Annotated in this window: 19 protein-coding genes and 1 pseudogene; 16 read left to right on the top strand and 4 right to left on the bottom strand. The window is 69.7% G+C overall.

Features of this window, described 5'->3' with window-relative positions:
* Positions 1–28 precede the first annotated feature (28 nt).
* Positions 29–3,436, bottom strand: a complete 3,408-nt coding sequence (locus AB0J87_RS18045; protein ID WP_363966442.1) for an alpha-L-arabinofuranosidase C-terminal domain-containing protein — start codon at positions 3,434–3,436, stop codon at positions 29–31.
* 336 nt (positions 3,437–3,772) lie between these two features.
* On the opposite strand from AB0J87_RS18045, the gene AB0J87_RS18040 reads away from it, so the two are divergent.
* The 11 genes from AB0J87_RS18040 (at position 3,773) to araA (ending at position 17,452) form a co-directional block, all read left to right on the top strand.
* A complete protein-coding gene (locus AB0J87_RS18040) occupies positions 3,773–4,744 on the top strand; it encodes an ABC transporter substrate-binding protein (RefSeq protein ID WP_363966440.1) in 972 nt (323 codons plus the stop codon).
* A gap of 222 nt (positions 4,745–4,966) precedes the next feature.
* Entirely contained in the window at positions 4,967–6,478 is a 1,512-nt protein-coding gene (locus tag AB0J87_RS18035) for a sugar ABC transporter ATP-binding protein (protein ID WP_350741724.1), read from the top strand.
* Positions 6,475–7,488 carry an ABC transporter permease gene (locus AB0J87_RS18030; RefSeq protein ID WP_363966438.1) on the top strand — a complete coding sequence of 338 codons (1,014 nt, stop codon included), beginning with the start codon at positions 6,475–6,477 and terminating at the stop codon, positions 7,486–7,488. The genes AB0J87_RS18035 and AB0J87_RS18030 overlap by 4 nt, the downstream gene beginning before the upstream one ends.
* Positions 7,485–8,468, top strand: a complete 984-nt coding sequence (yjfF, locus tag AB0J87_RS18025) for a galactofuranose ABC transporter, permease protein YjfF (protein WP_363966436.1) — start codon at positions 7,485–7,487, stop codon at positions 8,466–8,468. The genes AB0J87_RS18030 and yjfF overlap by 4 nt, the downstream gene beginning before the upstream one ends.
* Positions 8,469–8,660: 192 nt before the next feature.
* The gene (gene chvE / locus AB0J87_RS18020) at positions 8,661–9,776 is read left to right on the top strand and encodes a multiple monosaccharide ABC transporter substrate-binding protein (protein ID WP_363966434.1); all 1,116 of its coding nucleotides are present in this window, start codon (positions 8,661–8,663) and stop codon (positions 9,774–9,776) included.
* Positions 9,777–9,834: 58 nt separating this feature from the next.
* Positions 9,835–11,367, top strand: a complete 1,533-nt coding sequence (gene mmsA, locus AB0J87_RS18015) for a multiple monosaccharide ABC transporter ATP-binding protein (RefSeq protein WP_363966432.1) — start codon at positions 9,835–9,837, stop codon at positions 11,365–11,367.
* Positions 11,364–12,623, top strand: coding sequence for a multiple monosaccharide ABC transporter permease (mmsB, locus tag AB0J87_RS18010; protein ID WP_363966430.1), 1,260 nt, complete (start codon positions 11,364–11,366; stop codon positions 12,621–12,623). Before mmsA ends, mmsB begins: the two co-directional genes overlap by 4 nt.
* 63 nt (positions 12,624–12,686) lie before the next feature.
* A complete protein-coding gene (locus AB0J87_RS18005; RefSeq protein WP_350741823.1) occupies positions 12,687–13,670 on the top strand; it encodes a LacI family DNA-binding transcriptional regulator in 984 nt (327 codons plus the stop codon).
* 58 nt (positions 13,671–13,728) lie between these two features.
* Complete coding sequence (araB, locus tag AB0J87_RS18000) at positions 13,729–15,351, top strand: ribulokinase (protein WP_363966628.1); 1,623 nt, start codon at positions 13,729–13,731, stop codon at positions 15,349–15,351.
* On the top strand, positions 15,348–16,001 hold the full coding sequence (locus tag AB0J87_RS17995; protein WP_363966429.1) for an L-ribulose-5-phosphate 4-epimerase: 654 nt from the start codon (positions 15,348–15,350) through the stop codon (positions 15,999–16,001). The genes araB and AB0J87_RS17995 overlap by 4 nt, the downstream gene beginning before the upstream one ends.
* The gene (gene araA / locus AB0J87_RS17990; protein ID WP_363966427.1) at positions 15,998–17,452 is read left to right on the top strand and encodes an L-arabinose isomerase; all 1,455 of its coding nucleotides are present in this window, start codon (positions 15,998–16,000) and stop codon (positions 17,450–17,452) included. The genes AB0J87_RS17995 and araA overlap by 4 nt, the downstream gene beginning before the upstream one ends.
* Here araA and AB0J87_RS17985 read toward each other — a convergent pair.
* Positions 17,449–17,793 carry a PLD nuclease N-terminal domain-containing protein gene (locus AB0J87_RS17985; protein WP_363966426.1) on the bottom strand — a complete coding sequence of 115 codons (345 nt, stop codon included), beginning with the start codon at positions 17,791–17,793 and terminating at the stop codon, positions 17,449–17,451. The genes araA and AB0J87_RS17985 overlap by 4 nt on opposite strands.
* Before the next feature lie 79 nt (positions 17,794–17,872).
* Between AB0J87_RS17985 and AB0J87_RS17980 the strand changes: the two genes are divergently transcribed.
* The 3 genes from AB0J87_RS17980 (at position 17,873) to AB0J87_RS17970 (ending at position 20,377) form a co-directional block, all read left to right on the top strand.
* The gene (locus tag AB0J87_RS17980; RefSeq protein WP_363966424.1) at positions 17,873–19,081 is read left to right on the top strand and encodes an FAD-binding protein; all 1,209 of its coding nucleotides are present in this window, start codon (positions 17,873–17,875) and stop codon (positions 19,079–19,081) included.
* 91 nt (positions 19,082–19,172) lie between these two features.
* Entirely contained in the window at positions 19,173–19,949 is a 777-nt protein-coding gene (locus AB0J87_RS17975) for an LLM class flavin-dependent oxidoreductase (protein ID WP_363966422.1), read from the top strand.
* A 35-nt stretch (positions 19,950–19,984) separates the two neighbouring features.
* Entirely contained in the window at positions 19,985–20,377 is a 393-nt protein-coding gene (locus tag AB0J87_RS17970) for a DUF3224 domain-containing protein (protein WP_350741746.1), read from the top strand.
* Here AB0J87_RS17970 and AB0J87_RS17965 read toward each other — a convergent pair.
* Positions 20,353–21,315: a hypothetical protein gene (locus tag AB0J87_RS17965; protein ID WP_363966420.1), complete on the bottom strand. Its 963-nt coding sequence runs from the start codon at positions 21,313–21,315 to the stop codon at positions 20,353–20,355. The two genes, AB0J87_RS17970 and AB0J87_RS17965, sit on opposite strands and share 25 nt — an antisense overlap.
* Positions 21,316–21,385: 70 nt before the next feature.
* Positions 21,386–21,847, bottom strand: coding sequence for a MarR family transcriptional regulator (locus AB0J87_RS17960; protein ID WP_350741750.1), 462 nt, complete (start codon positions 21,845–21,847; stop codon positions 21,386–21,388).
* Positions 21,848–21,900: 53 nt separating this feature from the next.
* On the opposite strand from AB0J87_RS17960, the gene AB0J87_RS17955 reads away from it, so the two are divergent.
* Positions 21,901–24,015: an LLM class flavin-dependent oxidoreductase gene (locus tag AB0J87_RS17955; RefSeq protein ID WP_363966418.1), complete on the top strand. Its 2,115-nt coding sequence runs from the start codon at positions 21,901–21,903 to the stop codon at positions 24,013–24,015.
* A pseudogene (locus AB0J87_RS17950) lies at positions 24,016–24,906 on the top strand (LLM class flavin-dependent oxidoreductase); the annotation flags it as partial.
* Positions 24,907–24,920 lie beyond the last annotated feature (14 nt).

The following is a 24,920-nucleotide window of genomic DNA, read 5'->3' as shown; positions in this document are numbered from 1 at the left end:
GCCTCCAGGAGCAGGCCCGCCCGCGCCGTCATCGCTCGGTCAGCCGTACGAACGTCACCGAGTGCGCGGGGAAGTCGTAGGTGAAGGCCGAGGAGAAGCCGTGCACCTGCCGCTCCACCGGCGCCACCCGCTCCGGCTCGGAGAGCGAGTTCGTGTCGGACGGCGAGCCCGTCAGCGTGGTCACCGTGGCGACCGGCCGGAACCGCGCCGCGCCGAGGTCCACACTGCCGCGTACGGACGTGTCCCGCACGTTGACGACCTTGAGCGTCACGGACTTCCCGTCCCTGGACACCACCTGGTAGAGCGGCTCCACGACGGCGTCGTCCACGAAGTCGTTGATCTTCTGCCCGTCCAGCCAGGTCGTGATCCGCCGCCCGCTCACCTGGATCTTGATCCGGTAGTCGCGGCCGGTCTCGATCGCGGTGGCGGAGGTGGCGATCGAGGACTTGGCGCCGTTGGCGGCCTTCTCTATGGCGGACTGGGTGTTGCCCCAGCCGCCGAGGTTCCACCAGTAGAAGTTGCCGGTGTCCTTGACCCCGAACATGATCAGGAAGCCCTCGGCCCCGGCGGTCTTCCTGGCGGTGACCTCCATCGTGTAGTTCGACCAGCCGGCCGAGCCCGCCGTGGACCTGGCGTCCGTCACCTGGGCGGTCTGCGCGTAGGCGCCGTCCTGCACGGCCCAGGTCCCCAGGCCGGGGGTCCACCTGCCGGCTCCGGCCGAGAAGTCGTCCGCCAGCAGCGTGGTCCCGTCGGCCGCGGTGACCTTCACGTCGTCGTACCGGACGGCGGTGTTCCACGCGCCGAGCCCCACCGCGCCGCCGATGTCCTCGACCGTCCTGCCCTCGCCCGTGAAGGTGCTGGGCAGCACCCGGTCGCCGACGTTGGCGGAGAAGAGGCGCTGCACGTAGTAGTTCGGCGAGCCGTAGACCTGGTCGTTGTCGAACCAGATGAGATCCGGCGTCCAGTCCACGTAGTCCACGTTGGCCAGCAGCGGCGCGTACGACGCCAGCCGCACGACGTCGGAGTTGCGCTCCAGGCCCGTCATGTACGACGCCTCCGCCAGCGCGTTGTGCCACGTGTTGCCGCGCGAGGCGTACTCGCCCACGAACACCTTCGGCCCGCCGCGGTCATAGGCGTCGTAGCGGTGGTTGTTGGTCAGGAACCACTCCGGGCTGTTGTAGTAGTGCTCGTCGACGAGGTCGGCCTTCTGGTCGCGGGCGAACTGCCACATCCGGTCGAACCAGGCGCCCTGTGACGTCTGCCCCGCGTTGCTGATGATCTTGACGTCCGGGTACCTGGCCCTGATGGCGTCCGCGAACTTCGGGTAGTTCGCGAAGAACTCGGGGTAGATCTCCTCGTTCCCGAGCCCGATGTACTCCAGCCCGAACGGCTTCGGATGCCCGAGCCGGGCCCGCTTCCCGCCCCACTCCGAGGTGACCGGCCCGTTGGCGAACTCGATCAGGTCGAGCGTGTCCTGCACCCACCGGGCCAGCTTGGCCTCGTCGGTCAGCGGCCGGTTCTCGCCGCACCCGTTCACGCCCACCGACAGCACCGGCAGCGCCCGCGCCCCGATGTCCTCGGCGAACTGGAAGTACTCGTAGTAGCCGAGGCCGTAGGACTGGTTGTAGCCCCAGAAGTTGAAGTTGGTCGGCCGCTCCTCGACCGGGCCGATCGTCTCCTTCCACTGGTAGATGCGCCGCCGGTCCTGGTTGTCCGCGTACGGGTCGTACGTGCCGACGTTCGTCACGCACCCGCCGGGGAAGCGCAGGAACCTGGGCTTCAGGCCGGCGACCATCCTGGCCAGGTCCGTCCGCATGCCGTGCCCCTTGAACGTGTCACGCGGGAACAGCGACACCATGTCCAGGTCGGTCCGCCCGCCCGGCGCCAGCACCATCAGCCGCCCCGCGTCCGTCGTCCCCGAGGCCGTGAACGACGCGGTGTACTTCGCCCAGCCGCCGGCCTTCACCCGCAGCGTGACCGTGCCGAGCACGGTGGAGCCGCTCTCGACCGAGACCGTCAGCGGCCCGGCCGCGTCACGCCTGGCCCAGAGCGACATGTCGTACCGCTTGCCCTGCTTCACGGGGATGCCGCGGTTGAACCCGGCGTTGCTCGCGCCCGCGGTGCCGTCGCCGGTCACGTCGAGCCGCAGGTAGTTGCGGTTGGCGGCGTTCAGCGGCCGGTCGGTGCCGATCGCGAGCTCGGCGGTGGCGCCGCGTTCGGCCTTGGACCACGCGGTCAGGCCCGTGTAGGAGCGCTCGTCCATGCTGTTGAACTCGAACGAGCGGTTCTGCACCAGCTCGGCGTAGAGCCCGCCGTCGGCGGCGTGGTTGATGTCCTCGTAGAAGACCCCGTAGAGGTCGGGGCTGACCTCGGTGCCCCTGGCCCCGGTGTCCACGGCCAGCTTGCCCGAGCTGTAGCCCTCGACCCTGAACTTCGTGATCGCGCTCCCCACGACCAGGGTGCCGTCGCCGACGGAGACGTTCTGGCCGCCCGAGGAGAGCACGACCTTGCCGCCGCCCGCGTCCTTGAGCCGGAAGACCGACGCGGTCCCGCCCAGCCGCACCTTCCCGGCGGCGACCCGCAGGAACTCGCCGCTCGTAACGTCCTTCAGCGTCACGCCGTCACCGGCGGCCGTGGCCGTGAGGGCCAGGCTGGTCATCCCCGCCTTCGCCGACGCCCGTACCACCCCCGACGGGCCGGCCGACAGGTACGGCAGCGCGCCGGAGCGCAGCGTGAACGCCCCGGACGGCACCACCGGCCTGCCCTCGCTCGCCTTGATCGCGATGTAGTCGAACGCCGCCGTCATCGAGGTGCCGTTCTGCGCCGACAGCGCGAACAGGCCGAGCTGCTTGACGTCCAGCTTCGCGCTCACCTTGGCCGCCTGCACCCAGGCTGACCCGTCCCAGTACGAGGAGACGAACTCGTCGCCGGTCCTGGCCAGCTTGACGATCTCGCCGGTCGAGCCGGGCCGGGCCGCGAAGCTCGCGTTGAACGAGGCCCCGACCTCGGTGTCCGTCTCGATCACCGGCCCGCCCGCGGACCCGACGTGGGCGAGCCCACTGCGTATGTAGTTGTCCCAGTCCTGCCAGGCCAGCAGGCCCGCGCTCTGGTAGTCCAGCGCGACCGGGGCGCTCAGCTTGGTAATCACCTCGAAGTCGCCGGCGGGGACGTCCACGAGGAAGAGGTTCCTGGCGGTGTTGGTGCCCTGGTACGTGTCGCCGGTCAGGCTCTCCACACGCAGCGCGCCGCCCGACAGCGACCAGCGGGAGCTGTCCGGCGACAACACCGTCCAGTCCTCGCCGAGCGCGGTGCCGTCGAACTGGTCGACCACTGCGCCGTCCGGGATGGGCTCGGCAAGCGAGGCCGCCGCGGTCGCCGGCGGTGGCGCCACCAGCGAGGCCGCCAGGAGCAGGGCGGATAAGGCGATTCGCGTCATGAGCGGGGGGCTCCTCAAGGTTGTTAGCGTTAACAAGGCGAGTGAGCGTTAACAACGGCGATCCGCGACAAGTTAAGGACTGGCCCAGACCCTCGTCAAGGCCCAGCCCATGTGATCCGACCGTAATCAGGCGGCCCCTTGACGAGACCGGTTGTTAACGTTCACAGTCGGGGCGAGCTCACCAAGCACTTCAAGCATCCTCAGCACATCGAAAAGTAGGCGTCGGCGACGCCCTCGGGGACCGGTGTGGCCGGTGCGTAGGCCGTTGCGCAAGGCAGGAAGGCGCCGGCGTCCCGCATTGGGATGTTAGCGCTCACATGAGAAGGGAACCCCCACGTGTTGAAGAGGATCTCGGCTTTAGTTCTCGCCGGTCTGACCGCGATGTCCATGACCGCCTGCGGCAGCGGCGGTGGCGGCGGTGGTGGCGGCGGCTCGATCACCATGGGCTTCTCCCAGGTGGGCGCGGAGAGCGGGTGGCGCACCGCGAACACCAAGTCCGTGCAGGACTCGGCCAAGACCGCGGGCATCACGCTCAAGTTCTCCGACGCCCAGCAGAAGCAGGAGAACCAGATCAAGGCCATCCGCTCCTACATCCAGCAGAAGGTGGACATCATCGCCTTCTCGCCGGTGGTGGAGTCCGGCTGGGACACGGTGCTCAAGGAGGCCAAGGACGCGAAGATCCCGGTCATCCTGACCGACCGCGCCGTGGACTCCAAGGACACCTCCCTCTACAAGACCTTCCTCGGCTCGGACTTCGTCGAGGAGGGCAAGAAGGCCGGCCAGTGGCTGGTGAACGAGTACAAGGACGCCAAGGACCCGGTGAACATCGTCGAGCTGCAGGGCACGACGGGCTCGGCCCCGGCCAACGACCGGAAGTCCGGCTTCCAGGGGGTCATCGGGGCCGATCCCAAGTTCAGGATCATCGCCTCGCAGACCGGCGACTTCACCAGGGCCAAGGGCAAGGAGGTCATGGAGGCCTTCCTGAAGTCGAACCCGGACATCGACGTCCTCTACGCCCACAACGACGACATGGGCCTGGGCGCGATCGAGGCCATCGAGGGCGCGGGCAAGGTGCCCGGCAAGGACATCAAGATCATCACCGTGGACGCCGTCAAGGACGGCATGCAGGCGCTCGCCGACGGGAAGATCAACTACATCGTCGAGTGCTCGCCGCTGCTCGGCCCGCAGCTCATGGACCTGGCCAAGAAGGTCGTCAAGGGTGAGCAGGTGCCGGCCCGCGTGGTGACCGAGGAGACCACGTTCACGCAGGAGCAGGCCAAGCAGGTCCTCTCCTCCCGCCAGTACTGACCCGCCTTCCGGCCGCGCGCCTCCGTACTCCGGCCGGGGTCCCTTGGGATGGAGGGAGTGGCGAAAGCGCCTCCGTACTCCGGCCGGGGTCCTGGGCACTTCCACCAGCCGGGGTGCGCGGGGCGCGGCCGTCCTTCCGGACGCCCCCGGGCCCTGGACCGGGGCGCAAGGGAGGCGTAGTGACGAGGCAAGGCGCGGTTTTCCTGCCATATGAGGAGAGACATGGTCACACCCGCGCCGGTCCTGACGATGAGCGGGATCGGCAAGCAGTTCCCTGGCGTGAAAGCCCTGGACGGCGTCGACCTGCGGCTGCTACCGGGCGAGGTGCACGCGCTCATGGGAGAGAACGGCGCGGGCAAGTCCACCCTGATCAAGGTGCTCACCGGCGTCCACCCCGCCGACGCGGGCACCATCGAGCTGGGCGGCGCGCCCGTCGCGTTCGGCAGCCCCCTGGAGGCGCAGCAGGCCGGCATCAGCACGGTCTACCAGGAGGTCAACCTCTGCACGAACCTCTCGGTGGCCGAGAACATCTTCATCGGCCGCGAGCCCCGGAAAAGGGGACGCATCGACTGGAAACGGATGCGCACCAGGGCCGCCGAGCTGCTGTCCCGGCTGGAGCTGAGCGTGGACGTGTCGGCGCCGCTGTCGACGTACTCGCTGGCCGTCCAGCAGATGGTGGCCATCGCGCGGGCGATCGACATCGAGGCGAGGGTGCTCATCCTGGACGAGCCCACCTCCAGCCTGGACGCCGACGAGGTCGAGCAGCTCTTCCGGGTGATGAGGCGGCTGAAGGAGGAGGGCATCGCCATCCTCTTCGTCTCCCACTTCCTCGACCAGATCTACGAGATCTCGGACCGCATGACGATCCTGCGCAACGGCAGGCTCGTCGGCGAGTACCTCACCGATCGGCTCCCGCAGGTCGAGCTGGTCGCCAAGATGATCGGCCAGGAGCTGGCCGCGCTGGAACGGCTGCACGGTGAGGCCAAGGTCTTCGACCGGCCGCTGGTCGAGGCGCGCGAGCTGGGCCGGCCGGGAGCCATCGAGCCGTTCACGCTCACGATCCACGAGGGCGAGGTGGTGGGCCTGGCCGGGCTGCTCGGCTCCGGCCGTACGGAGATCGCGCGGCTGCTGTTCGGCGCCGACCACGCGGGCACGGGCGAGCTCGCGGTCGGCGGGACCCCGGCGTCGTTGCGCACGCCCCGCGCGGCCATGAACCACAAGATCGCGTTCTGCTCCGAGAACCGCAAGGCCGACGGCCTCATCCCCGACCTCACCGTGCGCGAGAACATCATCCTCGCCCTCCAGGCCACCAGGGGCTGGACCAGGCCGGTGCCGCGCGAGCAGCAGGACGAGCTGGTCGGCAGGTACGTCAAGGCCCTGAAGATCAGCCCGCCCAATCCCGAGCACCTCGTACGCAACCTCAGCGGCGGCAACCAGCAGAAGGTCGTGCTGGCCAGATGGCTCATCCTCGAGCCGCGCCTGCTCATCCTGGACGAGCCCACCCGGGGCATCGACGTCGGGGCGAAGACCGAGATCCAGCGCCTGGTGGCCGAGCTGTCCGACGGCGGCATGGCGGTGCTGTTCATCTCGGCCGAGCTGGAGGAGGTGCTGCGGCTCAGCCACAAGGTCGAGGTGCTGCGCGACCGGCGGCTGGTGGCCGAGCTGCCCAACGACGACGAGCTCACGACGGACGTGCTCATGGAAACGATCGCGAGCGGAGGCCGGACCTCATGAGGCGGCTGCTCTGGCCGGTGGTGGTCCTCGTACTGCTGCTGGCGCTGAACGTGTTCTTCACGCCCAGCTTCTTCTCGATCCAGGTCAGGGAAGGCCACCTGTACGGGAGCCTGATCGACATCCTGCGCTTCGGCGCCCCGCTGATCCTGGTCTCGCTCGGGATGACGCTGGTCATCGCCACCGGCGGCATCGACCTGTCGGTGGGCTCGGTGGTGGCGATCTCGGGGGCGCTGGCCTGCCTGCAGATCAGCGAGGACGCGAGCCTGTTCACCGCCGTGGCGGCCGCGCTCGGGCTCTGCCTGGTGCTGGGCGCCTGGAACGGGTTCCTGGTCGCGACCGTCGGCATCCAGCCGATCATCGCCACGCTCATCCTCATGGTGGCCGGGCGCGGCCTGGCCCAGCTCATCACCGACGGGCAGATCATCACCGTCAACAGCCCGGCGTACAAGGTGATCGGCGGCGGCTACTGGCTGACCGTGCCGTTCGGCATCATCATCGTGCTCGGCGTGCTGGCGATCACGGCGTTCCTCACCCGGCGGCTGGCACTGGGCATGCTGATCGAGTCGGTCGGCGGCAACGCCGAGGCCAGCCGGCTGGCGGGCATCAGGGCACGCGGGATCATCATCATGGTGTACGCGTTCGCCGCGCTGTGCGCAGGCGTGGCCGGGCTGATGATCAGCTCGAACGTCTCCAGCGCCGACGGCAACAACGCCGGCCTGTGGATCGAGCTGGACGCCATCCTGGCCGTCGTGATCGGCGGCACGTCGCTGTCCGGCGGCCGGTTCTCGCTCGGCGGCACCGTGCTGGGCGCGCTGATCATCCAGACCCTGACCACGACGATCTACTCGATCGGCGTGCCACCGGAGACCACGCTGCTGTTCAAGGCGCTGGTCGTGACGGCGGTCTGCCTCATCCAGTCCCCGTCCTTCCGTGAGAAGGCGTTCCGCAGACGCGGCCGCGCCGCGCCCGCCGGTCCGGTGGCCGAGGAGAAGGTGCGAGTGACCACATGAGCACGCTGACGATCGGGCGGGCGAGCGTGCCCGCCAAGTATTTGCCGGTCCTCGTGACCGGGTGCCTGTTCCTGGCCATGTTCGTGGTCGGCGGGATCCGCTACGAGGGGTTCGCCAGCGGGCAGGTGGTGCTCAACGTCTTCATCGACAACGCCTTCCTGCTGGTGGTGGCCGTCGGGATGACGTTCGTGATCCTGACCGGGGGCATCGACCTGTCGGTGGGGTCGGTGGTGGCGCTGTCCACGATGATCTCGGCCAGCCTCATGGCGGGGCCGGGGTGGCCGCCGTACCTGGTGATCCCGCTGGTGCTGGTCATCGGGTCGGGGCTGGGGCTGGTGATGGGGTACATCGTGCACGCCTTCGACATCCAGCCGTTCATCGTGACGCTGGCGGGCATGTTCCTGGCGCGGGGGCTGTGTTACACGATCGGCACGGACTCGATCCCGATCAACGATCCCACCTTCACGGCGTTCGCGCAGGCGAGGATCGACCTGTTCGCCGACATGTGGATATCACCCAGTGTGATCATCGCCGTGGTGGTCGTGCTGGTGGCGGCGTACGTGCTGCACTACACCCGCCTCGGCCGCGCGGTGTACGCGACCGGCGGCAGCGAGCAGTCCGCGCTGCTGATGGGGCTGCCCGTGGGCCGGACGAAGATCGCGGTCTACACGATCAGCGGGTTCTGCTCGGCGCTGGGCGGCGTGCTGCTGTCGTTCTACATGCTCTCCGGCTACGGGCTGCACGCCGTGGGCATGGAGCTGGACGCGATCGCGGCGGTCGTCATCGGCGGCACCCTGCTGACCGGCGGCAGCGGCTTCCTGCTGGGCACCGTCCTCGGGGTGCTCGTGCTGGGCCTGATCCAGACGATCATCAGTTTCGAGGGGACACTGTCCTCATGGTGGACCAAGATCTTCATCGGAATGTTGCTCTTCGTCTTCATCTTGCTGCAGCGCCTGTTTTCGGCCCGTGCGAGGCGCTGACCTGCGGTGAAAGTTACCTGAAAGTTTCCGGTAGGTTATGCGCGCCCGTTGACACGAGCGTTGTTAGCGATAACAATCGGCGGAAGCGAACGAGAATTATGTTCTGATTCGTTACTTTCTGTAATCGAATTCCTCGCTCTACCGGCAGTTGCCGCGTCCAGCGCTGCCGGACCCCCATCGCAAGGAGATGACATGAGGTTGGGACGAATCGGGGGCGTGGTATCCGTCATCGCGCTCGCCGCGACGATGACGGCCTGCGGGTCGAGCACGAAGACCGTCGACGCCCAGGCTTCCGCCTCGGCCTCCGCCGGAAGCGGGGGCGCCCTGATCGGCGTCACCATGCCCACGAAGTCGTCGGAGCGCTGGATCCACGACGGCGACAACGTCAAGCAGCAGCTGGAGAAGCTGGGCTACAAGGTCGACCTCCAGTACGCGGAGAACGACATCCCGACGCAGGCCAACCAGATCGAGAACCAGATCACCAAGGGCGCCAAGCTCCTGATCATCGCCTCGATCGACGGCACCGCCATCACCTCCCAGCTCCAGCAGGCCGCCGACAACAAGATCCCGGTCATCGCCTATGACCGTCTGATCCGCAACAGCCCGAACGTCGACTACTACGCCACCTTCGACAACTTCAAGGTCGGCGTGCAGCAGGCGACCTCGCTGCTCAAGGGCCTCGGCGTCGAGGACGGCAAGAAGGGCCCGTTCAACGTCGAGCTGTTCGGCGGCTCGCCCGACGACAACAACGCCACGTTCTTCTGGAACGGCGCCATGTCGGTGCTCAAGCCGAAGATCGACGACGGCACCCTGAAGATCGCGAGCGGTCAGACCGACTTCAAGCAGGCCGCCATCCTGCGGTGGGACCCCGCCACGGCGCAGAAGCGCATGGAGGACATCCTCACCAAGACCTACGGCGGCAAGAAGGTGGACGGCGTGCTGTCGCCGTACGACGGTCTGTCGATCGGCATCCTGTCGGCGCTCAAGAGCTCCGGCTACGGCACCAGCGGCCAGCCGTACCCGATCGTGACCGGCCAGGACGCCGAGCTCGCGTCGGTGAAGTCGATCATCGCCGGTGAGCAGTACTCCACCATCTTCAAGGACACCCGCAAGCTCGCCGAGCAGACGGTGAAGATGGCCGACTCCGTGCTCAAGGGCCAGAAGCCCGAGGTCAACAACGAGAAGGACTACGACAACGGCAACAAGGTCGTCCCGTCGTACCTGCTCGACCCGGTGATCGTGGACAAGAGCAACTACAAGGAAGTCATCATCGGCGGCAACTACTACACCGAGGACCAGCTCAAGTAAGGGCCAGAGCCCCGGGGACCCAGGGGTCCCCGGGGCTTCCTCTCTGAGCGAGGGAAATATGACCGAGCACATCTTGCGGATGAGCGGGATCACCAAGACCTTCCCCGGCGTCAAGGCGCTGCAGAACGTCAACCTGTCCGTCCGGCGGGGCGAGATCCACGCCATCTGCGGCGAGAACGGCGCCGGCAAGTCGACGCTGATGAAGGTGCTTTCCGGGGTCTACCCGCACGGCGAGTACGAGGGCGAGATCACCTTCGAGGGCAGGACGGTCGAGTTCGGCGGCATCCGCGACAGCGAGCACGCCGGCATCGTCATCATCCACCAGGAGCTGGCGCTCAGCCCCCAGCTGTCGATCGCCGAGAACATCTTCCTCGGCAACGAGCGCGCCAAGCGCGGCTTCATCGACTGGAACCGCACCAACTACGAGGCCGGCGAGCTGATGAAGCGGGTCGGCCTGCGTGAGAACCCGACGACGCCGATCGCCGACATCGGCGTGGGCAAGCAGCAGCTCGTCGAGATCGCCAAGGCGCTCTCGAAGGAGGTGAAGCTGCTCATCCTCGACGAGCCGACCGCCGCCCTCAACGACGACGACTCGGCCCACCTGCTCGACCTGCTGCGCGGCCTGCGGGACGAGGGCATCACCTGCGTGATCATCTCTCACAAGCTGAACGAGGTCACCGCCATCGCCGACTCCGTCACGATCATCCGCGACGGGCAGACGATCGAGACCCTCGACATGGCCACCGACGCCGTCACCGAGGACCGCATCATCGCCGGCATGGTCGGCCGGGCGCTCGACAACCGCTTCCCGCCGCACGAGCCGACCATCGGCGACGAGGTGCTGCGCATCGAGGACTGGACGGTCTACAGCCCCAGCCAGCCGGGCCGGAAGGTGGTCGACGGCGCCGCCCTCACGCTGCGCCGGGGCGAGATCGTCGGCCTCGCGGGGCTGATGGGCGCCGGGCGCACCGAGCTGGCGATGAGCGTGTTCGGGCGCGCGTACGGGGTGCACATCTCCGGCAAGATCTTCAAGGACGGCAAGCCGATCGAGATCCGCAACGTGCAGGACGCGATCAAGCACGGCATCGCCTATGCCACCGAGGACCGCAAGCGGTACGGCCTCAACCTCATCGAGGACATCAAGCGCAACATCTCGGCGGCCGGGCTCACCGGGCTGTCCAAGCGCGGCTGGGTCAACGAGAACGAGGAGTACAAGGTCGCCGAGCAGTTCCACAAGAGCATGAACATCAAGGCGCCCACCGTCAACAGCATCGTGGGCAAGCTGAGTGGCGGCAACCAGCAGAAGGTCGTGCTCTCCAAGTGGATCCTGACCGAGCCGGACGTGCTCATCCTCGACGAGCCCACCAGAGGCATCGACGTCGGCGCCAAGTACGAGATCTACACGATCATCAACCGGCTGGCCGACCAGGGCAAGGCCGTGCTCGTGATCTCCTCTGAGCTGCCCGAGCTGCTCGGTCTGTGCGACCGCGTCTACACCCTCTCCGAGGGCCGGATCACCGGCGAGGTGCCGCGCCAGGAGGCCACCCAGGAACACCTCATGTACCTGATGACCAAGGGACAGGAAAAATGAGTAGCATCACGCCCACCGACGTGGAGGTCGGCGCCAAGGGCGACGGAGGAGCTCCACGGCAGCCGGGCAGGGTGTCGCTCGGCGGAGTGTCGCTCAACCTGCGATCCAGCGGCATCTACATCGCCTTCGCGCTGATCGTCGTGCTGTTCTCGGTGCTGACCGACGGCGCGATGCTCACGCCGCAGAACATCTCCAACATCATCGTCCAGAACTCCTACGTCCTGATCCTCGCGATCGGCATGATCCTGATCATCATCGCCGGGCACATCGACCTGTCGGTCGGCTCGGTGGTGGCGGTCACGGGAGCGCTGGCGGCCGTGCTCATGGTGAACATGGGCTGGCCCTGGCCGCTGGCCCTGCTCGTCACGCTGGTGGCCGGGGCGCTGATCGGGGCCTGGCAGGGCTACTGGATCGCGTACTTCGGCATCCCGGCGTTCATCGTGACGCTGGCCGGCATGCTGCTGTTCAGGGCGCTGACCCTGACCGTGCTGGGCAACCAGGGCATCGGCCCGTTCCCCGACCAGGTCCGCACGCTGGCCAACGGCTTCACCAACGGTTACCTCAAGAACGTCGGCCTCGGCCCGCTCGGCGGCGCCGACCTGTTCAGCCTGCTGATCGGCGTCGTGGCCATCGCCGGCATGGCGGTCTCCCAGTGGCGCACCCGCAACGCGCGCCAGGGCTACGGGCAGGCCGTGGAGCCGATGGCGCTGTTCGTGCTGAAGCTGGCGGCGGGGGCCGCGCTGATCCTCTTCCTGGTCGTGCAGCTCGCCCGCTTCAAGAACCTCCCGTGGGTGCTGGTGCTGCTGGCGGTGCTCGTACTCGGCTACTCGCTGATGGCCAACCGCACGGTCTTCGGCCGGCAGATCTACGCCATCGGCGGCAACCTCCAGGCGGCCGTCATGTCCGGTGTGAAGGTCAAGTCGGTGGTCTTCTGGATCTTCGTCAACATGGGCGTGCTGTCGGCCATCGCCGGCATCATCTTCGCCGGCCGGCTCAACCAGGCGGGTCCCACCGCCGGTAACAGCTTCGAGCTGGACGCCATCGCCGCGGCCTTCATCGGCGGCGCGGCCGTCCAGGGCGGTGTCGGCAAGGTGGTCGGCGCCATCACCGGCGGTCTGATCATGGCGGTCATCAACAACGGCATGTCCCTGATCGGCTCGCCCAGCGAGCGGGTCATGCTCGTCAAGGGAGCGGTCCTCCTGGCGGCCGTCGCGTTCGACGTGTGGACCAAGCGCAGGGCAGGTGCCGCGCGTTAGTAAGATCCCCTGAGCCCAGCGAAAGGAGAGACCGTGACGACCCCCAAGCGCCGCCTGCCGGTCATGGCCGATGTGGCCAAGGAGGCGGGCGTGTCGCACCAGACGGTCTCCCGGGTGCTCAACGACCACCCGAACGTCCGGGCGGACACCCGCGCCCGGGTGGAGGAGGCGATCACCCGGCTGGGCTACCGACGTAACCTGGTCGCCCGCGCCCTGGTCACCAAGCGGTCGAGGACGCTCGGCGTGGTGAGCTTCGACACCACGCTGTACGGCCCGGCCAGCACGATCTACGGCATCGAGCAGGCGGCCAGGACCGCGGGCTACTTCGTGAGCATCGTCAGCCTGAAGTCCATCGACGCGGCCAGCGTGCGCGACGCCATCGACTACCTCGCCGAGCAGGGCGTGGACGGGGTCGTGGTGGTCGCGCCGCAGCGCTCGGCCGGGCGCGCACTGGAGAACCTGCCGAGCGGCATGCCGGCGGTCGCGGTCGAGGGCACTCACGCCGCCGACGTGTCGGTGGTCTGCATCGACCAGGTCCAGGGCGCCAGGCTCGCCACCCGCCATCTCCTCGAGCTGGGTCACGAGACCGTCTGGCATGTCAGCGGCGCCCCCGACTGGCTGGAGACCGAGGGCCGGATCGAGGGCTGGCGCGCGGCCCTGGAGGAGGCGGGCCGTCCGGTGCCCGAGCCGCTGGCCGGTGACTGGAGCCCGCGCGCGGGTTACGAGGCCGGCAAGAGCCTGGCGGCGATGGAGGGCGTCACGGCCGTGTTCGCCGGCAACGACCAGATGGCGCTGGGCGTGCTGCGCGCGCTCAGCGAGGCGGGCGTGCGGGTGCCCGACCAGATCAGCGTGGTGGGCTTCGACGACATCCCCGAGTCGGAGTTCTTCTCGCCGCCGCTCACCACGGTCAGGCAGGACTTCGACGTGGTGGGCAGGCACTGCATCGAGGTGCTGCTGCGCCAGATCGACGCCGGGCCCACCGCGTACGAGCGCCTGGTCGTCCCTCCCAGCTTCGTCGTGAGGTCGAGTACCTCGGCTCGGCGGTAGATGATGTGCAGGCCACAGAAAAAATCCCCTGGAGTGGAATGTGAACGCTAACAGTTACGTGGTCGGAGTCGACTTCGGCACGCTCTCGGGGCGTGCCGTCGTCGTCCGCGTGAGTGACGGCGCGGAGCTGGGCAGCGCCGTCCACGAGTACGCCCACCGCGTCATCGAGCACAGCCTGCCGGGATCCGACGAGAGGCTGGGCCCGGACTGGGCGCTGCAGTCGCCGCAGGACTGGATCGACGTGCTGAAGATCGCCGTACCCCAGGCGGTCGCCGCCTCGGGCGTCGCGCCCGAGCAGATCATCGGCATCGGCACCGACTTCACCGCCTGCACCGTGCTGCCCACGACGGCGGACGGCACGCCGCTGTGCGTCGAGACCCCGTCCGAGCCGCACGCGTGGCCGAAGCTGTGGAAGCACCACGCCGCGCAGTCGCACGCCGACCGGATCAACGAGCTGGCCGCGCGCCGGGGGGAGAGCTGGCTGCCGCGCTACGGGGGCAAGATCTCCTCGGAGTGGGAGTTCGCCAAGGGCCTGCAGGTCCTGGAGGAGGCCCCCGAGGTGTACGCCAGGGCCGAGCGCTGGATCGAGGCCGCCGACTGGATCATCTGGCAGCTCACCGGCGTCGAGAGCCGCAACATCTGCACTGTGGGATACAAGGGGATCTTCCAGGACGGCTCCTACCCGTCCGAGGAGTTCCTCGCCGAGCTCAACCCCGGATTCGCCGGGTTCGCGAGCAAGCTGGCCACCGGTCAGGTCGGCGACCAGGTCAACGGCACCACGCTGGCCCCCCTCGGCGGCCTCGCCGGGCGCCTGACCGCGCAGGCCGCGCAGTGGACAGGCCTGTCCGAGGGCGCGGCCGTGGCCGTCGGCAACGTGGACGCGCACGTCACCTCGGCCGCCGCCGACGCCGTCGGGCCCGGCCAGATGGTGGCCATCATGGGCACCTCCACCTGCCACATCATGCCCAGCGACCAGCTCGCCGAAGTGCCCGGCATGTGCGGCGTCGTACGCGACGGCATCGTGCCCGGCCTCTGGGGCTACGAGGCCGGCCAGTCCGCGGTCGGCGACATCTTCGCCTGGTTCGTGGACAACTTCGGGGGCGACCTCGACCACGAGAGCCTCACCGCGCTGGCCGAGAAGCAGGCGGTCGGCGAGCACGGCCTGGTCGCGCTCGACTGGTTCGGCGGCAACCGTTCCGTGCTCGTGGACCACAACCTCTCCGGCGTGATCATCGGCCAGACGCTGGCCACCAAGCCCGAGGACGTCTACCGGGCGCTCATCGAGTCCACCGCGTTCGGCGCCCGGATGATCGTGGAGACGTTCGAGAAGTCGGGCGTGCCGGTCGAGGAGTTCGTGGTCGCCGGCGGCCTGCTGAAGAACCGCTTCCTCATGCAGGTCTACGCCGACGTGCTGCGCCGCCCGCTGTCGGTCATCGGCTCCGACCAGGGCCCCGCGCTCGGCTCGGCCATCCACGCGGCCGTCGCCGCCGGCGCCTACCCGGGCATCCAGGAGGCCGCCGCGGCCATGGGCAAGCGCACCGAGGCCGCGTACGTGCCCGACGAGGCCAGTGCCGACGCCTACGACCGGCTCTACGCCGAGTACCACAGGCTCCACGACTTCTTCGGGGACGGGAAGATGCTGCACACCCTCCGCGCGATCAGGAACGAGGCCCAGGCATGACAACGAGGAAGACCGTCGCCGACCTGCACGCGGAGCTGGTCCGCTACAACCTGGTCGTCTGGACCGCGGGCAACGTCTCGGGCCGGGTCCCGGGCGAGGACCTGTTCGTCATCAAGCCGTCCGGGGTCTCGTACGACGAGCTGATCCCGGAGAACATGGTCGTGTGCGACCTCGACGGCAACCTCGTGGAGGGTGAGCACTCGCCGTCCAGCGACACCGCCGCGCACGCGTACGTCTACCGCAACATGCCCGACGTCGGCGGCGTCGTGCACACCCACTCCACCTACGCCTCCGCCTGGGCGGCGCGCGGCGAGGCCATCCCCTGCGTGCTGACCGCGATGGCCGACGAGTTCGGCGGCGAGATCCCCCTCGGCCCGTTCGCGCTGATCGGCGACGACTCGATCGGCCAGGGCATCGTCGAGACGCTCAAGGGCCACCGCTCCAAGGCCGTCCTCATGCAGAACCACGGCGTGTTCAGCATCGGCAAGGACCCGAAGGCGGCCGTGAAGGCCGCCGTCATGTGCGAGGACGTGGCCCGCACCGTCCACGTGGCCAGGCAGCTCGGCGAGCCGCTGCCGATCCCGCAGGACGACATCGACCGCCTGTACGACCGCTATCAGAACGTCTACGGACAGAGGAGCCCGCGTTGAAGATCTGGTTTCTGACCGGCAGCCAGGGGCTGTACGGCGAGGACACGCTGCGCCAGGTGGCCGAGCAGTCTCAGCGGATCGCCGAGCAGCTGCCCATGCCCGTCGAGTGGAAGCCCGTGCTCACCGACGCGGCGGCGATCAGGCGCGTGATGCTGGAGGCCAACGCCGACGACTCGTGCGCCGGCGTGATCGCGTGGATGCACACCTTCTCCCCGGCCAAGATGTGGATCTCGGGGCTCGACGCGCTGCGCAAGCCGCTGCTGCACCTGCACACGCAGGCCAACGTGGAGCTCCCGTGGAGCACCATCGACATGGACTTCATGAACCTCAACCAGGCCGCGCACGGCGACCGCGAGTTCGGGTTCGTGCAGACGCGGCTGGGCGTGCCGCGCAAGACCGTGGCCGGGCACGTCAGCGACCCGTCCGTGGGCGAGCGCATCCTGACCTGGGTGCGGGCCGCCAAGGGCCTGGCCGAGGTGCGCACGCTGAAGCTGGCCCGCTTCGGCGACAACATGCGCGACGTGGCGGTCACCGAGGGCGACAAGGTGGAGGCGCAGCTCCGCTTCGGCGTCTCGGTCAACACGTACGGCGTGAACGACCTGGTGGAGGCCGTGGACGCGGCCTCGGACGCGGACGTGACGGCGCTGGTCAAGGAGTACGCCGAGCAGTACACCGTCGCTCCCGAGCTGCTCGGCGAGCGCAACGAGTCGCTGCGTTACGCGGCCAGGATCGAGCTGGGCCTGCGCGGCTTCCTGGAGGCGGGCGGCTTCAAGGCGTTCACCACGAACTTCGAGGACCTCGGCGGCCTGCGCCAGCTCCCGGGCCTGGCCGTGCAGCGGCTCATGGCCGACGGGTACGGCTTCGGCGGCGAGGGCGACTGGAAGACCTCGGTCCTCCTGCGCACCCTGAAGTCCATGGCGCCCGGCGGCACGTCGTTCATGGAGGACTACACCTACGACCTGTCGCCCGGCCAGGAGCTCATCCTGGGCGCGCACATGCTGGAGGTCTGCCCCTCGATCGCCTCCGGCACGCCGTCGTGCGAGATCCACCCGCTGGGCATCGGCAACCGGGAGGACCCGGTCCGGCTCGTGTTCGACGCCGAGCCCGGCCCCGGCATCGTGGTGGGCCTGGCCGACATGGGTGACCGGTTCCGGCTGGTGGCCAACGAGATCGACCTCGTGGCCCCGCCCCAGCCGCTGCCCAAGCTGCCGGTCGCCCGCGCGGTCTGGAACCCCCGCCCCAACCTGCGTACGTCCACGGAGTCGTGGCTCACGGCGGGCGCGCCGCACCACACGGTGCTCTCCACGGCGATCGGCCGCGCGGAGCTGACCGACCTGGCCGACATGCTCGGTGTGGAGCTGCTGATCATCGACGCCGACACGACGACCGAGCGGTTCACCAAGGAGATCCGCTGGAACCAGGCGTACTACCGCCTGGCCCAGGGCTTCTAGTCCTCGGGCGGTTTCTTGGGGGCGTTCCTGCGCTGCTCCTCGGCGCGTTCGCGGCAGCGGCGCAGGAACTCCTCGTCGTCGTCCGGGTTGCCGGCGGCGAAGCGGCCCGGGCGGTCGTACTCGGGGAAGGCGTTCGGCCGGGTGGCCGCCTGCGACCGGTCCGGGCGGCCCGCCACCAGCCAGGCGATGGACCCGATCAGCGGGAACAGCAGCACGACGACCACCCAGACGATCTTCGGCAGGTTCCTGCAGAGCACGTCGGGCGTGGTGATCGCGTCGAAGAGGCAGTAGAGCCAGAGCACGAGCGTGACAAGGCCGACAGCCTCGGACAGGTAGAGCACGGCACACCTCCGTCAGCGGCTCCCGAAGCTAGCGGCACCCGGGCGGGGCTGACAAGGTGGTTTGTGGGAAGGTAATGCCGTGACGCTGACCAATTGGGCGGGAAACACCGCATTTCGGGCGCAAGATGTCCATCACCCGACCTCGCTCGACGAGCTCCAGCGGCTCGTCTCGGCCGGCTCCCGCGTGCGGGCGCTGGGGAGCGGCCACTCGTTCAACGACGTCGCGGACACCGACGGCGACCTCGTCGTGCTCGACCGGATGCCGGACGCGGTGGAGATCGACAGCGCGGCGGCCACGGTGCGGGTGCCCGCGCGCATGACGTACGCGCGGCTCGCGCCGCAGGTGCACCGGGCCGGGTTCGCGCTGGCGAACATGGCCTCGCTGCCGCACATCTCCGTGGCCGGCTCGGTCGCGACCGGCACGCACGGCTCCGGCGACGCCATCCCCGGCCTGGCCTCGGCCGTGTCCTCGCTCGACCTCGTCACCGCCGACGGCTCCGTGCTCACGCTCTCCCGCGGCGACGCCGACTTCCCCGGCGCGGTGGTGGCCCTCGGCGCGCTCGGCGTCGTCACCTCGCTGACCCTCGACCTGGTGCCGGCCTTCGAGCTGCGCCAGTACGTACGCGAGGGCCTGACCGTGGCCGCGCTCGCGGACTTCGACCAGATCATGTCCGCCGCCTACAGCGTCAGCCTCTTCACCGACTGGCGCGACACCCGCGTCTGGCTGAAGAGCACCGAGGAGCTGACCGACGCCGACTGGCACGGCACCACCCCGGCCGACGGCCCCCGCCACCCCCTGCCCGCGATGTCGGCGGAGAACTGCACGGTCCAGCTCGGCGTGCCCGGGCCGTGGCACGAGCGGCTGCCGCACTTCCGGCCGGACGCCGAGCCGAGCGGCGCGGGCAACGAGCTGCAGTCGGAGCTCATCCTGCCCCGGGAGCACGCGGTCAAGGCGCTGCGCGAGCTGTACGCGATCGGCGACCGCATCCGGCCGGTCCTGCAGATCTCCGAGGTGCGCTCGATCGCGCCCGACGACCTGTGGCTGAGCCCCTTCCGCGGTCGCGACAGCGTCGGCATCCACTTCACCTGGATCAGGGACGTGGCCGCGGTGCTGCCGGTGCTGGAGCTGGTGGAGGAGACGCTGGCGCCGTTCGCGCCCAGGCCGCACTGGGGCAAGCTGTTCACCCGCCGGCCCGAGTGCCCCGGCGAGTTCCGCTCGCTGGCACGGCGGCTCGACCCCGAGGGCAAGTTCGCCAACGACTTCACGCGGATACTGCTGCAGGAGTAGCACTCTCGCGCGGGCGTGCGCCCCCGGATGTAGGAGACCACCGGTCCGGGGGACGATGTCGCCGCGGCGCGGATCCGCGATCGTTGGTGGCATGACCGATCACCCGTTCAGGTTCGGCGCGGTCGCCGGACATGCCACCGACGCCGGCGCGTGGACCGGCCTGGCCGGCAGGGCTGAGAGCCTCGGCTACTCGACGCTGCTGGTCCCCGACACGCTCGGCACGCTGTCGCCCTTCGTCGCCGCCGCCGTGGCCGCGACGGCCACGACGACCCTGCGCGTCGGCACGTTCGTGCTGAGCGCCGCCAACCGGACTCCCGAGGCCGTGGCGTGGGAGACCGCCACCCTGCACGCGCTCACCGACGGGCGCTTCGAGCTCGGTCTGGGCGCCGGACGCCCGGACGCGGAGCGGGACGCCGCGGCGCTCGGCGTCGGGTACGGCACGCCCGGCCAGCGCATCGAGCGCGTCGCCCGGACGATCGAAGCGGTCAAGGACGTACGCGTCCTGGTCGCCGCGTCCGGGACCAGGCTCCTCAAGCTCGCCGCCCAGCAGGCCGACACCGTGGCGCTCGGGCTGCCGCCGCACTACACGGAGGATCAGGTGGCGGCGAAGCTGGACGAGCTGTACGAGCTGGCCGGCGACCGCTTCCACGACCTGGAGCTCAGCATGAACCTCGCGGCCGCCGGGGCCGAGCCGCCCTCGTGGCTGAACGTCCCGGCCGGCGGCACCGGCGTCCTGCTGGGCACCGCGGACGAGATGGCGGACACGCTGCGCAGGCGCCGCGACCGGCTCGGCGTCTCGTACGTGTCGGTGAACGCCCAGTACCTGGACGAGTTCGCGCCCGTGGTGGAACGCCTCACCGGTACCTGACGGGACCTGACAGGTATGACCGGCACGATGGAGCCATGACCGCCAAGGGAACCTTCGACACCGCAGGCTGGGACGCCAAAGCACCGTTCGTGGAGCGTGACGGCGTCTCGATCGGGCTCGTGACCATGTCCAAGACCTTCCACGGGGACCTGACGGCCACCAGCGTCGTCCACCTGCTGACGGCCTCGACGCAGGTCGAGGACTCGAGGTCGTACGTGGCGCTGGAGCGCATCGAGGGCACCCTCGACGGCCTCGCGGGGGCCTTCGTCGTGCAGCACAACGCGGTCAGCGACCGCGGCGAGCGGTCGCTGAGAATCTCGGTCGTCCCCGACTCGGCGACGGGGGAGTTGCGGGGGCTCAGGGGCGAGATGGACATCATCATCGCCCCTGACGGCTCGCACTCCTACACATTCGACTTCACCCTCTGAAGCGCCACGACCAGCAGCGCCACCGCTCCCAGCCCGAACACCAGGTGGCTGGCGAGGTCGAGCCCGAGGGACGACGGCACCAGCGGGTGGGAGAAGAACGCGTGCCAGGCGTAGGTCAGCAGCGCCCCGCCGGCCAGCGCCATCCGGTGCCTGCCGTCCCACCCCTCGCGCGCCGACCAGGTGAGCGCCGCCCAGGCGATGCCCGCCTCGGCCGCGACGAGCCCGGCGATGGTCAGCCAGACGGGCAGTCCCTGGATCACCGTCTGCAGCTCGAACACCAGCCCGGCGACCAGTGCCGCCCCGAGCACCAGCCACGGTGACGGCGCCCGCCCTGTGGCCCACTCTGGGGCCCGGCCCGGGCGCGGCAGCCGGAAGGCCGCCACCACCAGCAGGACCACGATCACCACGATGGACACGAGCTGCGGCACGGACGCGAGGAAGTGCCCGTTCTGGTAGGAGAACAGCGTGGTCGACGCGGCTCCCAGCGCGGCCAGCGCCGCCGCCACGCTGAGACCGGCCCTGCCCAGCCACGGGGTGGTCCGCCGCTCGCCGGCCAGCTCCTCCATGACCGCGATGGGCACGCTCACGCTCCACACCGTGTGCAGGGCCAGCACGAACAGCGTCCACGGCACCCCGATCCCGAGCGCGGAGACGTAGCCGGGGTCGAGCAGCCGCTGCCCGGCGTAGTCGGGGTTGAAGAGCGACATCGTCATGATGCCCTCCTCGAACACGCCGTAGGCGAGGGCCATGAGCACGATGCTCGGCCACCCGAGCCCCTTCCTCCTGGCCACCTCCCGGATCACCACGGCGGCGCCGCCGTAGGTGGGGGCGAGCAGGAGCAGGAAGTACAGGTACGTCAGGGGGAAGTCGCCGAGCAGGAACTCCGCGACGAGCGGGGAGAGCAGGGCCAGCCCCAGGGCCAGGAGGATTCTTCTCATGCCTCGATGGTCCGGCGATTTCGCGGCGTTGACCGGTGCCATCGATCCTGACCTTCGCATGACAATCGTCCTATGCCTGGTGTTCCTCATCCGTGAGCTGCCCCAGCACGGTCTCGGCGATGGCGCCCAGCGCCTCCAACTGGGCCGGGGTCAGCACGTCGACGACGTAGCGCCGTACGGCCCTCTCGTGGTGGAGCCTGGCCTCGGCGGCGAGCCGGCGGCCCTCCTCGGTGACCCGGATGACCGACCCCCGGTTGTCCTCCTCGCACTCGGCGCGCGTGACCAGCCCGCGCTGCTCCATGCGCCGCAACTGGTGGGACAGGCGGCTCTTCTCCCATGCCAGCCCGCACCGCAGCGCCAGCGCCCGCATCGACTCGTCGGGCGACTCGGTGAGGTGGGCGAGGATCTCGTAGTCGGCCTCCGACAGGCCGGTGGCCCCGGCGAGCTCCCGGTTGATCCGCCCCGTGAGCTGCACGCGCATGCGCTGATAGCTGGCCCACTGGGCCGCCTGACGGGTGGAGAGCGTGGACATGACGACAGTCTAGTATGGTTGATGCATCAACCTAATTGTGTGAGAGGGCTCGGATGAACTACGGCCATCCACTGACGTTCGGCACGTTCATCACCCCCGGAGCCGATGCCGTGTCGCTGGCGGTCCGGAGTGAGGAACTGGGGTACGACCTGGTCACCTTCCCGGATCATCCGGACACCTTCGACACGTGGACGCTTCTGTCATGGGTGGCCGGACGGACCTCGCGGGTGGGCCTGTCGGCCAACGTCCTGGACCTCGCGCTGCGCCCGCCCGCCGTGCTCGCCCGCGCGGCGGTCAGCCTCGACCTGCTGTCCGGCGGCCGGTTGTCGCTCGCGCTGGGCGCCGCTGAGGGGGCCGGCGAGGCGATCGACGTGATCCGCGGCATGTGGAACGAGGACGGCGGGCCGCTGCGGTTCGACGGCGAGCACTACCGGCTCGGGGGCGCGCAGCCGGGGCCGCCGGCCGCGCACGACGTGCCGATCTGGCTGGGCGCGGACGACGCGGGCTCGCTGCGGCTGGTGGGGGAGCGGGCGGACGGCTGGCTGGTGTCCCTCGACGAGTGCGGGCCGGACCGGATCAGGGCCGGGAACAAGCTCATCGACGAGGCCGCGGTGGCGGCCGGGCGCGATCCCCGGGAGATCCGCCGGCTGGTCAACGTCCCGGCGCGGTCCCGCGTGGAAGACCTGCTCCCGCTGGCCGTCGAGGACGGGATCGGGACGTTCATCCTCAGGTCGGACGACCCGGAGGCCGTCGAACGGTTCGCCCTGGAGGTGGCGCCCGCGCTGCGCGAGGCCGTGGGACCGACCGGCCGTCAGCTGCGCCGCGCCTCCGTGCGCGCCGTGCGGCGAGCCGGGATCGACTACGACCTGGTGCCCGCGTCCCTCCCGGTGATCGAGCCGGGCGACCCGGGGTATTCGCGGGTCAGGTCGACCTACCTGCGGGGCGGGGCGCCGGGGCTGGTCATCCGGCCGCGCGACGCCGGCCAGGTGGCCGAGGCGCTGGCGTTCGCGCGGGCCCACCCGCACCTGCCGTTGGGGGTGCGCAGCGGCGGGCACGGGATCAGCGGCCGCTCCACCAATGACGGCGGCATCGTCGTCGACGTGTCCGGGCTGAACTCCATCGAGGTGCTCGACCGGGCGAACCGCCTGGTCAGGATCGGGCCCGGTGCGCGCTGGACGGACGTCGCCGCGGCCCTGGAGCCGTACGGGTGGGCGCTCAGCTCCGGCGACTACGGCGGGGTCGGCGTCGGCGGCCTGGCCACCGCCGGCGGCCTCGGGTTCCTGGCCCGCGACCACGGCCTGACCATCGACCACCTGCGCGCCGTCGAGATGGTGCTCGCCGACGGCTCGGTGGTGCGGGCGAGCGAGGCGGAGAACGCGGACCTGTTCTGGGCGGTACGCGGCGCGGGCGCGAACTTCGGCGTCGTCACGGCGTTCGAGTTCGAGGTGGACGAGGTCGGCGACGTCGGGTGGGCGCAGCTCGTCATGGACGCCAGGGACACGGCTACCTTCCTCGAGAGGTGGGGCGCGGTCCAGGAGGCGGCCCCGCGCGACCTCACGAGCTTCCTCATCGTGAGCCCGCCGCGCGCCGGACGTCCGGCGACCGGGCACGTGATGGCCATGGTCAACGCGGGCGTGCCGGAGACCGTCATCGACCGGCTCCAGCCGATGGCGGACATCGCCCCGCTGCTCGACCAGCAGGTCGTGATCACCTCGTACGCCGCCGTCATGGCCAACGCGGCCGGCGACGGCCACAACGGCCAGGGGGAGCCGGTCACCCGCTCCGGGCTGGTCGAGCACATCACCCCGGAGTTCGCCGCCGCCGCGGCGCGGCTGATCCACAGCGGCGCGGTCTACTTCTTCCAGATCCGCTCGGTCGGCGGCGCGGTGGCCGACGTCCCTGCCGACGCCACCGCCTACGCCCACCGCTCCGCCAACTTCTCGGTCATCGCGTTCGGGGCGAACCGGCAGCGGGTGGACAAGGAGTGGGCCCGGCTGGAGCCGTACGTCAACGGCCTCTACCTCAGCTTCGAGACCGACGGGCGGCCCGAGCGGCTGGGCGACGCGTTCCCTCCGGGCACCCTGCGGCGGTTGCGCGAGCTCAAGGCACGGTACGACCCGGACAACGTCTTCCGCGACAACTTCAACATCCGACCTGAGGAGTCATAGATGACCGACTACGGGCACGACCTGCTGTTCGGCGCGTTCGTCACCCCCACGGCGCAGCCCGCCACCCACGCGGTGGAGGTGGCCGTGGCGGCCGACCGCGCCGGCCTGGACCTGGTGACGTTCCAGGACCATCCGTACCAGCCGAAGTTCCTCGACACCTGGACCCTGCTGTCCTACGTCGCCGCCCGCACCGAGCGCGTCCGGCTCAGCGGCAACGTGCTCAACCTGCCGCTGCGGCACCCGGCCGTGCTGGCCCGCAGCGCGGCCAGCCTCGACCTGCTCAGCGGCGGCCGCTTCGAGCTGGGCATCGGCGCGGGCGGGTTCTGGGACGCCATCGAGGCCATGGGCGGCCGGCGGCTGTCCCCCGGCCAGGCCGTGGACGCGCTGGAGGAGGCGATCCGGATCTTCCGCGAGATCTGGGCGGCCGACGAGCCGGGCGGCGTCCGGGTGGACGGAGAGTACTACCAGGTCAAAGGCGCCAAACGCGGCCCCGCCCCGGCCCATGACATCGGGGTCTGGCTCGGCGCCTACAAACCGAAGATGCTCAAGCTGACCGGCCGCGCCGCCGACGGCTGGCTGCCGTCGCTGTCCTACCTGCAGGGCGGCCCCGGGGACCTCACGGAGGGGAACAAGCACATCGACGAGGCCGCGCTGTCCGCCGGCCGCTCGCCCGCCGACGTACGCCGGCTGCTGAACCTCTCGGGCCGCTTCGCGAGCTCCAGCCGAGGCCTGCTCGACGGGCCGCCGGACCAGTGGGCGGAAGAGCTCGCCGGCCTCGCCCTGGACCACGGTGTCAGCACGTTCATCCTGATGGCGGACGACCCCTCGGTGGTGGAGCTGTTCGCGGCCGAGGTCGCTCCGGCCACCCGCGAGCTCGTCACGGCCGAACGCGAAAAATGACCGTC

Source organism: Nonomuraea sp. NPDC049625 (assembly GCF_040675285.1).
Taxonomy (GTDB): domain Bacteria; phylum Actinomycetota; class Actinomycetes; order Streptosporangiales; family Streptosporangiaceae; genus Nonomuraea; species Nonomuraea angiospora_A.
The sequence above is the reverse complement of the archived record's forward strand: the minus strand, read 5'-3'. Positions and strand labels throughout refer to the sequence as shown.

Coding starts and splice junctions, on each gene's coding strand:
- AB0J87_RS18035 (WP_350741724.1), top strand. CDS start 4,967: ATGGTCACACCCGCGCCGGTCCTGACGATGAGCGGGATCGGCAAGCAG.
- AB0J87_RS17955 (WP_363966418.1), top strand. CDS start 21,901: ATGAACTACGGCCATCCACTGACGTTCGGCACGTTCATCACCCCCGGA.
- AB0J87_RS18030 (WP_363966438.1), top strand. CDS start 6,475: ATGAGGCGGCTGCTCTGGCCGGTGGTGGTCCTCGTACTGCTGCTGGCG.
- AB0J87_RS18045 (WP_363966442.1), bottom strand. CDS start 3,436: ATGACGCGAATCGCCTTATCCGCCCTGCTCCTGGCGGCCTCGCTGGTG.
- yjfF (WP_363966436.1), top strand. CDS start 7,485: ATGAGCACGCTGACGATCGGGCGGGCGAGCGTGCCCGCCAAGTATTTG.
- AB0J87_RS17960 (WP_350741750.1), bottom strand. CDS start 21,847: ATGTCCACGCTCTCCACCCGTCAGGCGGCCCAGTGGGCCAGCTATCAG.
- AB0J87_RS17975 (WP_363966422.1), top strand. CDS start 19,173: ATGACCGATCACCCGTTCAGGTTCGGCGCGGTCGCCGGACATGCCACC.
- AB0J87_RS17995 (WP_363966429.1), top strand. CDS start 15,348: ATGACAACGAGGAAGACCGTCGCCGACCTGCACGCGGAGCTGGTCCGC.
- mmsB (WP_363966430.1), top strand. CDS start 11,364: ATGAGTAGCATCACGCCCACCGACGTGGAGGTCGGCGCCAAGGGCGAC.
- AB0J87_RS18005 (WP_350741823.1), top strand. CDS start 12,687: ATGGCCGATGTGGCCAAGGAGGCGGGCGTGTCGCACCAGACGGTCTCC.
- mmsA (WP_363966432.1), top strand. CDS start 9,835: ATGACCGAGCACATCTTGCGGATGAGCGGGATCACCAAGACCTTCCCC.
- AB0J87_RS17965 (WP_363966420.1), bottom strand. CDS start 21,315: ATGAGAAGAATCCTCCTGGCCCTGGGGCTGGCCCTGCTCTCCCCGCTC.
- AB0J87_RS17970 (WP_350741746.1), top strand. CDS start 19,985: ATGACCGCCAAGGGAACCTTCGACACCGCAGGCTGGGACGCCAAAGCA.
- chvE (WP_363966434.1), top strand. CDS start 8,661: ATGAGGTTGGGACGAATCGGGGGCGTGGTATCCGTCATCGCGCTCGCC.